The organism is Arthrobacter sp. Hb9-2, assembly GCF_059091165.1.
This window is the reverse complement of sequence record NZ_JBNHGJ010000019.1, coordinates 79,137-88,448: the sequence shown is the minus strand read 5'-3', so window position 1 is coordinate 88,448 and position 9,312 is coordinate 79,137. Positions and strand designations below refer to the sequence as shown.

The following is a 9,312-nucleotide window of genomic DNA, read 5'->3' as shown; positions in this document are numbered from 1 at the left end:
CGGCCTTGAGCCTGCCGGCCAGGCGCCTGGGGCGGCAAAAGCAGCCAAGCGCCGCGCCGGTGTGCCCGTCTGGCGGACCGGCAAGCCGGACGCTTTCCTAGCTGCTGCGGTGGACACGGCACGGACCGCCATTCAAGGCATCACCGCGGCATCGGACGTTGGGCAGCACCTGGCAGCCAAAAGCGAAGGCGACCGCCTGGTAACCCACCTCTTTGAATGCAGGCTGCCCGGCTATGCCGGGTGGCAGTGGTTCGCAGTACTGACCCGGAATTCGCGGTCCAAGGTGGTCACGGTCAACGAGCTTGGCCTCTTGCCGTCCGAGGAGTCCATCCTGGCGCCCGAATGGGTTCCGTGGGCGGAACGGGTCCGGCCTGAGGATGAGCAGGAACAGGAATCGGAGCGCGGCGAAGACCCGGTGCACGAGCCGGAAGCCGGCACGCCCGACGCCGGTGCAAAGCAGGCTGGTGTACGCGCAGACGAGGGCGATGTACCGGAAACTGTCGCCCTTGAGCCCGCTACCACTGAGCCCGCCATCGCCCTGCCTGCCGGCGGGGATGCTGACGGGGATGCTGGAGCCCTGGACAATGAAGCCGTGGACAATGAAGCCCTGAACGCTATAGCCCGGAATGACCAAGTTCGGGTTGATGAAGCCGCGCACGTGCGGGAACAACCCTCAGGCCACGACGCCGGGACGGATTAAGCGCGGAATACCGCGCCCGGGCACGGAAAACTGAGTTAAGACGCGCAAACGGCGCCGATCGGGCAGAACCCGGGCGGCGCCGTCGTGCGTTGGGGCTGGAGCGTTACGTCAGCCGGATGACCTTCGCAGTTTCGGTCACTTGCGCAGTTCGCCCACCACGAAATCAATGCTGGCCAGCAGGGCGGAAACATCCGCCGGTTCGATGGCCACGAACGTTGCAATACGCAGCTGGTTGCGGCCGAGCTTGCGGTACGGCTCGGTATCCACGATCCCGTTGGCGCGCAGCACTTTGGCGACCGCTGCGGCATCCACGGACTCATCGAAGTCGATGGTTGCAATAACGTTTGAGCGCTCCTCCGGGTTCGTGACGAAGGGGGTCGCGAACTCCGAGGCCTCTGCCCAGCTGTAAATGCGGCCGGCAGAGTCTGCCGTGCGCGAAGAAGCGAAGTCAAGGCCGCCATTGGAGTTCAGCCACTGCACCTGGGCGTCCAGCGTTACCAGCGTGGACAGTGAGGGAGTGTTGTAGGTCTGGTTCAGGCGTGAGTTGTCGATGGCCGTCTGCAGGTCAAGGAAATCAGGTATCCAGCGGCCGCCTGCCTTGATCCGCCCTGCACGTTCGAGTGCGGCGGGGGAGAACAGTCCGAGCCAGAGGCCGCCGTCGGACGCAAAGTTCTTCTGCGGCGCAAAGTAGTAAACGTCACTTTCCGCTACGTCCACGTCCAGCCCGCCCGCGGCAGAGGTGGCGTCCACCAGTACCAGGGCTCCTTCGTCTGCGCCGGCAACACGCTGGACCGGGGCAGCAACGCCCGTGCTGGTCTCGTTTTGCGGCCACGCGTAGACGTCCACCCCGGCTTCGGCCTTGGCTGAAGGGTGCGTGCCCGGCTCAGACTTGATGATTGACGAGGAGTCCAGGAAGGGCGCTTTGTTGGTGGCTGCGGCAAATTTGGAGCCGAACTCGCCGAAGGACAGGTGCTGGGCCTTGTTTTCAACGAGGCCGAAGCTGGCCACATCCCAGAAAGCCGTGGAGCCACCAACGCCCAGGACCACTTCGTAGCCCTCCGGGGCACGGAAGAACTGGCTGAGACCCTCGCGGACGGAGCCAACAAGGTTCTTGACCGGGGCCTGCCGGTGGGAGGTGCCAAGGATGTTCTTCGAGGCGGCGGACAGCGCATCAATCTGCTCCTGCCTGACCTTGGAAGGCCCGGCGCCGAACCGTCCGTCCTTGGGCAGGAGGTCGGCGGGAATAGTGATGCTGGTTTCGCTCACGGGTGCTCCAATTTCGGGCTGGACATGGCTTTGGTCCGGACGGGTGTTGGTGGCCGGCAGCCGGTGACGGCTGCAACCAGGGCCTCCCTTATTCTGCCTGAACGGCACAATAGGCGGGAACCGGAACCGTCATAGTCCAGCCAATGAGACGCCCCGCCCGCGCCCCGGTGAACTATTCGGACAAAGTCAAAATAGGCTAAGCTTTTCCACGGACTACGTCGCGGTGAAGGCGATACGGTGGGACAACGCTAGGTACTGTGCTCGAGGAGCTGAGCTGGATGACGGATCTGATCGATACTACGGAGATGTACCTTCGGACCATTCTGGAGCTCGAGGAAGAGAACATCGTTGCCCTTCGCGCCAGGATCGCCGAGCGGCTGCGCCACTCCGGGCCTACCGTCTCCCAAACCATCGGGCGCATGGAACGGGACGGCCTGGTGGTTGTCTCCGGCGACCGCCACCTGGAGCTCACCGAGACGGGCCGGAAGCGTGCCACCGAAGTAATGCGCAAGCACCGCCTGGCTGAACGTCTTCTCGCCGATGTGATCGGTTTGGACTGGGCCTACGTCCACGACGAAGCCTGCCGCTGGGAGCATGTTATGAGCGAGCGGGTGGAACGGCGCATCTATGAGCTGCTGAACCATCCCACTGAGTCCCCTTATGGGAACCCGATCCCCGGCCTTGCTGCCCTGGGCGGCGTGCCGACCCTGGGTTTTGCGGATGGCGCCATTAGCCTTTTGGAGGCGATGAAGTCGTACGGTCCTGCCTCGGTGGTGACCATCAGCCGGCTCGCCGAGCCCATCCAGGTAGAGCCTGAACTGCTCTCCCAGCTTGATGAAGGCGGTATCCGGCCGGGTGCGGCTGTGTCGCTGGAACGGGTGGGTGACTACATCTCGGTCCGGGTTCCGGGTATCGAAGGTGCCTTGGAGCTGCCTCCGGAAGTTGCCGCCCATGTGTTCGTGGCGATCCGCTGAAAGGCAAAGAGCGGACGCCATACTCCGTGTGAACTGCGTTACGCAAAGATAACGGAATTGTTACTTTCGGGCTTAAGCATCTATAGTTGAACCAAGCGTTGATATTAAAGCGTTACCTGATCTGGAGCCGAGCTCTGCCAGCGGATCAGGAGCACGAGTCGTAACTGGCAGAGGCGGGGGAACCACAAGCGGCAGCGGGGGACTGCCTTGGGGTGAAGTCCGTCAGCAGCAAGCCTCTTCCAGTGAAGGATTCCTCCGGGGATATCTCTGTGCCGAAGCTTGCTTACGGCGGACCGGGTCTTTGAACTCTCTGACCCGAATCCGACAGCTAACTTCGCAGGCTTTCCAGAGAGGAACCCTTCTTGACCATGCAGAATTCCAGGGGACGCCGCCGCGCGGCGGTCCCTGCTTCGACACCGCGTGTTGTCGAAGTCATCACCTCGGAACGCCCCCGCGATCCGCACCGTGATGCGCGCCGCCGTCGGGGTCCCTTCCGCCAAATTACTGAATTCGCCGCTGCCAGCGGCATCGGCCAAAAGGCCGGCATCGCCCTGGCCGCCACCGGGCTGGTGCTCACCGTGACCGTGCCGGCCACCAGTCCCGTGATGGCCACGGATGCCTCGGGATCCACTCCTGTCGCCGCGTCCGCTGTTGTGCCCCAGCCGCAGGTTTCCGCGGAAGCAGGTGCCCAGATAGACTTCAGCCGCTCTGCTGTGGTTACCCAGGCAGACCCGGACGGCAAACTGAAGCAGCTGCTCAGTGCCCAGTCTGCCGGTGCCATCACCCGCGCCGCTTCCGCAGGAAGTCTTGGCGCCCCGCTCGCTGCTTTGACCACTGCGTCGCCGTTCGGCTACCGGGTCAGTCCGATCACCGGAGGCTCCGGCGACTTCCACCGCGGACAGGACTACGTAGCCCAGTGCGGCACCTCTGTTCTCGCCGCAGCCACTGGAACGGTCACCTTCGCCGGCTGGCACCAGTACGGCGGCGGCAACCGCGTCGTAGTGGATCACGGCAACGGCCTGGAAACCACTTACAACCACTTGTCGTCCTTCAGCGTCAAGGAAGGGCAGACGGTGTCCCGCGGGGACGTCGTGGCCCTCAGCGGGACCACGGGGGCTTCCACCGGGTGCCACCTCCACTTTGAGGTCCAGGTCAACGGCGAAGTTGTTGACCCGACCGGTTGGCTTTAGTCAAATGACGGTGAGCTATCACTTGGTGTTGACATGCCGTGACCTGAATGTGACATTCTTCCAAAACTGCTGTACCGTCTAACTCGCGTCAACTTTTCCGAAGTTGACGCTCTTGTGCGGATTGCCTAACTCTGCCACCGCTCAAGGTCCGTTCGCATTTCATCGTCTGGCAGGGGCGGGGGAACCAATTTTGGCCTTCAGCTTTTTGAAGGCCTTGGGGTTAAGTCGCAAAAGCTTCCCAGGAAGCCGCGCGGCCGGGTGACTCCCATCCGAATCCGACAGCTCACCTCGTAGGCATTGGGAGAGGCTACCTTCGTGTCTTCACGCCATAATTCTGCGCGCCACCGTGCGCAACCGGTTCGTACCAACCCCCTGGACTCCGTGTCCAAGGCCGTTAGTGCCAATGCCGGGACAGTAGGTCGCCAGGCTGCAGTCATCGCAGCTGCCTCGGGCCTCATCCTGACCATGGGCCTGCCGGCCAATGCAGCGGACACCACCGCTGGTGTCTCCGCTTCCACGGAATCCGGATCGGCACAAAGTGCCCTCGCTGTCACGGCGGCGCCCACGGCTACCGTCTCCTTCGAGCGCCCCGTGGTCAAGACCACCCCGGCACCCGTTGTTGAGCGGGTAGTTGCGCAGTCCACGGACTCAGACGATGAGCAGGGAGTGACCACCGCTTCCACCGCGTCGGCCGGCTCCGTTGCGGACAAGGCCGTGGAGACAATTGCCTCCGCGTCCACTTCCGGAATTGCAGGCCTCGCCTACACCGGCATCGGCCGTCCGTACGTTTGGGGCGGCACCACCCCCAACGGCTGGGACTGCTCAGGCTTCACCCAGTGGGTCTACGCCCAGGCCGGCATCAGCATCCCCCGCGTCAACGCGTGGAACGCAATGAAGCCCACCTCCACGCCGCAGCCGGGTGACCTGGTTATGCAGAACGGCGGCGCGCACGTCGGCATCTACGTCGGCAACGGCATGATGATCAGTGCCCTGAACCCCTCCCAGGGAACGCTGCTGCACTCGGTAGCTGCTACCGGCTCCTCAGCATTCTTCACTATGAACTAGTTCTTCGACCCCACGGTCCAAGGGCTTTTTCTTTGCCCAAACAGCTCTTCGCTAAATCACCACACATCCCCGTTCGGGACGTGCCGGCGTACCCCCAAGATGCCGGCGCGTCCAAACACCTTTGGCTGCCCACATGCGGCTTTGAAGGAAACGAAAGAGAGAACTGATGACTACTCGTGCAACCGCACGGCACCGCGCCGAGGCCACCAAGACCAACTCGCTCGCCATCATTGCCAAGGCTGTCGGCGACAACGCCGGCGGTGTAGGACGCCAGGCAGCCGTTATCGCAGCCGCTTCCGGCCTGGTCCTGACCAGCGGCCTCGCGGCGAACGCTGCTGACGCCAACGTCCAGCGTGACTCAGCTCCGGCCTCCACGCTGGAAGTCGAATCAACGGTTGAGGCTCCGATCTCCGCTGCGTCCACCATTGCCATCTCCTTCGAGAAGCCTGCTGTGACCACCACGCCGGCTCCCGTTATGGAAGCTCCGGAGCCCGAGGTGGAGGTCCAGGAAGCCGCTCCGGCTCCTGCTCCGGCCGCAAGGACCGCCGCTGTTGCGAAGGTGACCGCTACAGCTCCGGCTGCAGCAGCCCCCGCCGCTCCTGCCTCGGCAAGCGGCAAGGGTGCAGCTATCCTGTCCGCCGCCTACGCCCAGCTCGGCGTTATGCAGGACTGCACCATGCTGGTGACCAACTCGCTGGCTGCCGTGGGCATCAACTTCCACGACTGGCCTGCAGGCTACCTCTCCTTGGGCCGCACCGTGAGCGCTGCTGAAGCCCAGCCGGGCGACCTGATTTACTACGCAAATGGTGGCTCCGGCATGGCCCACATAGCTGTCTACGCCGGTAACGGCCAGGCAGTGCACGGCGGCTACAACGGCAACCAGACCGTAGTCTTCAGCGCCAACGTTGGTTCCGGCCCGGTGTTCATCCGCGTTAGCTAATGCTCTCCGGCCTCGGATGCGTGTCTGATCCCTGAACAGGACCCCTGCCCTTGCGGCGGGGGTCTTGTCTGTTAGCTCCGGGCAAGGTGTTGACTCCCGGCAAGCTGCGAGCAGCGTACTGGGCAAGATGCGGGAGTTCACGAACCGGCCGGACACGGCACCGTGTGCTCCAGCAATTAGCTGATAGTGCACTTCTTTGTTTACTCTTGTGGTGTCGATCCATAGCCCGGACATGCCGAGGGCAGCCGGCCCTCGTGCCCCTGACGGGTGCGGCCGTGAAGAGGTACGTGCATGCGCACTCTCGTTCTGAATGCTGGATATGAACCGCTGGCGGTTATTACTTTCCGCCGGGCGCTGGTGCTTGTGCTCACGGGCAAGGCGAGCGTTGTGGCTGAAGGGGATGAGCCCGTAGTGGGCCCCCAGGAGATCCTGGGCCGCCCGTCCGTGATCCTCCTGAACCGCTACATCCGTCCCAGATATAACCAGTCCACCGCTGTCAGCCGCCGAGGGGTGCTTCGACGTGACGGGCACAAGTGTGCTTATTGCGGGAAAGCTGCGCACACCATCGATCATGTTCACCCAAAGTCTCGCGGGGGTGGGGACTCCTGGGAAAACCTGGTGGCTGCCTGCCTGAGGTGCAACAACCTCAAAGGCGACCACACCCCGGCCGAGATGGGCTGGAAGCTGCGGTTCGTTCCTGAGCCTCCACACGGCACCATGTGGCAGATCAAGGAACTCGAGAAGCCAACGCCCGCGTGGGATCCGTTCCTGCTGCCCGAGCGCGCTGCCTGACGCAGCGGATAGGTTGCCTCCGCCGTCCCAGGGCTAGGCTGGGGGAGTGGAACAAGACCGCTTGGACTTCGACGCCCTGATCCTGGCTGGCGGCCGGTCATCCAGGCTGGGCGGCGTACCCAAACAAGGGCTGGTCTTTCATGGTGACACCCTCCTGCAACGGTCCCTTGCTGCCGCGTCAGGGGCGATCCGCACAGTAGTGGTTGGTCCAGACCCCGGCGCGCTCCCCGCAGGGGTGCTCTCGTGCCGCGAGCAGCCGGAGTTTGCAGGGCCGGCCGCCGCGGTGGCTGCTGGTCTGGAGGCACTGGCCCAGGCCGGAAGCGAACGGCCTTACACATTGGTACTGGCATGCGACATGCCGAAGGTCTCGGCTGCGGTGGAGGCACTAACGGCAGCACTGGCAGGTGACCCGGGGGCCGATGCAATCATCGCGTGCGCCGACGACGGCAGGGCCCAGCAGCTCGCCGGGTTTTACCGCACAGTGGTGTTAAAAAGAGCCGCCCGGGAACTGGCCTCGCGAGGTGCCCTAAACAACAGCTCCATGCGGGCGCTCCTTGCTAGTCTTGACGTGCAGCTTGTTACCGTCCCGGCCGGTTCCACAGCCGATGTGGATACCTGGGATGATGCCGCCGCACTTGGAGTTAACGCCGGACGCCGGGACGAGGGCCAGGACCGGCGCGGCAGCAGTTAAATTGGGAGGCAGTTCGTGAAAAGCCAGGATGAAACGCTGGAGGAATGGTGCAGGTCCCTGCTCCAGGCTTATGAGCTTGAGGACGTCCAGGTGGACGTCAACGCCATCCTCGCCCTTGCGGGTGTAGCCGCCCACTCCGTTGTGCGGCCCGCGGCGCCACTCACCACCTTCATCGCCGGCTATGCCGCCGGCTTAGCCTCAGCGTCCGGACGCAGCACCGATGCCGCGTCCATGGAAGGGGCTTTGGATGTGGCACGTTCCCTTGCCGCGGACTACGAGGCTGAAGCCGCCGGGACTCCCGGCGAATGACTGAGGAACCCGGGGAAGAACGGAGTCCAACCGACCTGCCGGAAGCGCCGGAGCACCTGGACCATACGTGGGAAGAAGCCCGGCAGGCAGCTTTTGACGCAGCCACCCCGATCCCTGCCGGGCCGGTTCCCCTGAACCTGGCCCTCGGCCGGACGTTGGACCAGGACATTGTGGCGTTGCAGGACATGCCCCACTACGCGTCCTCGGCCATGGACGGCTGGGCGGTTAACGGGACCGGGCCATGGATCCTTGCCGAACCAGGCACCCGGCTAGCCCCGCATCAGGCCAGTCCGATCGTCACCGGCGGGCTCATTCCTCCCGGCGCCAAAGCGGTGCTGCGCAGTGAGAGCGCGGTGCTTGGCAAGGACGATGACGGCTTGCCTGTCTTGATGACCGGAGGAAGCGCGAGGCCTGGCGAACCGCGGAACGGCCAGCACATCCGGAAAGCCGGCGAGGAAGCGCTTGCCGGGGACATCCTGGTCAAGGCAGGAGCGGAACTCAACCCTGCCCATCTCGCCGTGGCTGCCCTTGCCGGCTACGACGAGTTGCAGGTCCAGGGAAAACCCCTGGTCCGGCTCCTGCTGACCGGTGGCGAGGTGATAGGCCAGGGTGTTCCAGATCCCGGCCAAGTGCGGGATACGTTCGGTCCACAATTACCGGCCGTGGTGGGAATGCTGGGAGGAATAGCGGGGGGACAGCAGCGGATCGGGGACTCCTACGAGGAGTGGCTCGCGGCCCTGGAAGACGTGGTGCCCGAGGCGCCGGGCGCTCCGGACCTGCCGGCCGACGTCGTTATCACCACTGGCGGGACGGGCCGCTCAGGCACGGACCACCTGCGTCGGGCGGTGGCGGAACTGGGCGGGCGCCTCGTTATCGACGGGATCGCAATGCGGCCAGGCCACCCCGCCGTCCTGGCGGAACTGCCGGACGGCCGCTTCGTACTCGGCCTCCCAGGGAACCCCCTCGCTGCAATGATGGCGCTGTGCACCGTGGGGGCCCCGTTGCTCGCCGCGCTCGGTCACGGCCGGCTGCCCGAAATCCACGAAGTGCCCTGCGGAAGCGCCATCGAACCCGATCCGGGGCGCACCCGGCTGATGCCGTTCCGGCTCCTCTATGGCATGGCGTCTCCGGCACAGCACACCGGCCCGGGCATGATGCGCGGGTTGGCGTCGGCCGCCGGCGTGATGGTGGTGCCGCCGCATGGGGTCCAGTTCGGCGAGCCGGTGCCGGCGTTTGCGCTGCCCTGGGGACCACCCATCCCAGTGGTTTCGGAGAGTGCCGGCAAAACCAGGCCGAGGAACGCGGCGCGGCCAGGCAGGACAGCCGGCAAAGCGGCGTCCGGCGGCCCCGTGGACTGGAGCGCGCTTCTTGGCTGACCACACTCC

At 64.6% G+C, this 9,312-nt stretch carries 9 protein-coding genes, 1 pseudogene and 2 riboswitches; of the genes and pseudogenes, 9 read left to right on the top strand and 1 reads right to left on the bottom strand.

Annotation, left to right across the window (positions count from 1 at the left end; all coding sequences use genetic code 11):
- Window positions 1–389: pseudogene (locus AC5RV1_RS12385) on the top strand (DUF3027 domain-containing protein); the annotation flags it as partial.
- Between the two features lie 446 nt (window positions 390–835).
- On the opposite strand, the gene serC reads toward AC5RV1_RS12385, so the two are convergent.
- Entirely contained in the window at window positions 836–1,966 is a 1,131-nt protein-coding gene (gene serC / locus AC5RV1_RS12380; protein ID WP_493994751.1) for a phosphoserine transaminase, read from the bottom strand.
- A 278-nt stretch (window positions 1,967–2,244) separates the two neighbouring features.
- On the opposite strand from serC, the gene AC5RV1_RS12375 reads away from it, so the two are divergent.
- The 8 genes from AC5RV1_RS12375 to AC5RV1_RS12340 all read left to right on the top strand — a co-directional run bounded on the left by AC5RV1_RS12375 (window position 2,245) and on the right by AC5RV1_RS12340 (window position 9,303).
- Window positions 2,245–2,940, top strand: coding sequence for an iron-dependent transcriptional repressor DtxR (locus AC5RV1_RS12375; RefSeq protein ID WP_493949012.1), 696 nt, complete (start codon window positions 2,245–2,247; stop codon window positions 2,938–2,940).
- A 146-nt stretch (window positions 2,941–3,086) separates the two neighbouring features.
- A riboswitch (cyclic di-AMP (ydaO/yuaA leader) is annotated at window positions 3,087–3,298 on the top strand.
- 10 nt (window positions 3,299–3,308) lie between these two features.
- Complete coding sequence (locus tag AC5RV1_RS12370; RefSeq protein WP_493949080.1) at window positions 3,309–4,130, top strand: M23 family metallopeptidase; 822 nt, start codon at window positions 3,309–3,311, stop codon at window positions 4,128–4,130.
- 128 nt (window positions 4,131–4,258) lie between these two features.
- A riboswitch (cyclic di-AMP (ydaO/yuaA leader) is annotated at window positions 4,259–4,441 on the top strand.
- 70 nt (window positions 4,442–4,511) lie between these two features.
- Window positions 4,512–5,195, top strand: coding sequence for a C40 family peptidase (locus AC5RV1_RS12365; RefSeq protein WP_493994757.1), 684 nt, complete (start codon window positions 4,512–4,514; stop codon window positions 5,193–5,195).
- 166 nt (window positions 5,196–5,361) lie between these two features.
- Window positions 5,362–6,135, top strand: a complete 774-nt coding sequence (locus AC5RV1_RS12360) for an NlpC/P60 family protein (protein ID WP_493994750.1) — start codon at window positions 5,362–5,364, stop codon at window positions 6,133–6,135.
- 291 nt (window positions 6,136–6,426) lie between these two features.
- Window positions 6,427–6,927 carry an HNH endonuclease gene (locus AC5RV1_RS12355; RefSeq protein ID WP_493949015.1) on the top strand — a complete coding sequence of 167 codons (501 nt, stop codon included), beginning with the start codon at window positions 6,427–6,429 and terminating at the stop codon, window positions 6,925–6,927.
- A 46-nt stretch (window positions 6,928–6,973) separates the two neighbouring features.
- Window positions 6,974–7,618, top strand: coding sequence for a molybdenum cofactor guanylyltransferase (mobA, locus tag AC5RV1_RS12350; RefSeq protein ID WP_493994749.1), 645 nt, complete (start codon window positions 6,974–6,976; stop codon window positions 7,616–7,618).
- A gap of 15 nt (window positions 7,619–7,633) precedes the next feature.
- The gene (locus tag AC5RV1_RS12345; protein WP_493994748.1) at window positions 7,634–7,927 is read left to right on the top strand and encodes a DUF6457 domain-containing protein; all 294 of its coding nucleotides are present in this window, start codon (window positions 7,634–7,636) and stop codon (window positions 7,925–7,927) included.
- Window positions 7,924–9,303, top strand: coding sequence for a molybdopterin molybdotransferase MoeA (locus tag AC5RV1_RS12340; RefSeq protein ID WP_493994747.1), 1,380 nt, complete (start codon window positions 7,924–7,926; stop codon window positions 9,301–9,303). Before AC5RV1_RS12345 ends, AC5RV1_RS12340 begins: the two co-directional genes overlap by 4 nt.
- Window positions 9,304–9,312 lie beyond the last annotated feature (9 nt).

Bases quoted from the DNA above. Each gene is read 5' to 3' on its own strand.
- AC5RV1_RS12375 (WP_493949012.1), top strand. From the start codon at position 2,245: ATGACGGATCTGATCGATACTACGGAGATGTACCTTCGGACCATTCTG.
- AC5RV1_RS12370 (WP_493949080.1), top strand. From the start codon at position 3,309: ATGCAGAATTCCAGGGGACGCCGCCGCGCGGCGGTCCCTGCTTCGACA.
- AC5RV1_RS12360 (WP_493994750.1), top strand. From the start codon at position 5,362: ATGACTACTCGTGCAACCGCACGGCACCGCGCCGAGGCCACCAAGACC.
- AC5RV1_RS12355 (WP_493949015.1), top strand. From the start codon at position 6,427: ATGCGCACTCTCGTTCTGAATGCTGGATATGAACCGCTGGCGGTTATT.
- AC5RV1_RS12340 (WP_493994747.1), top strand. From the start codon at position 7,924: ATGACTGAGGAACCCGGGGAAGAACGGAGTCCAACCGACCTGCCGGAA.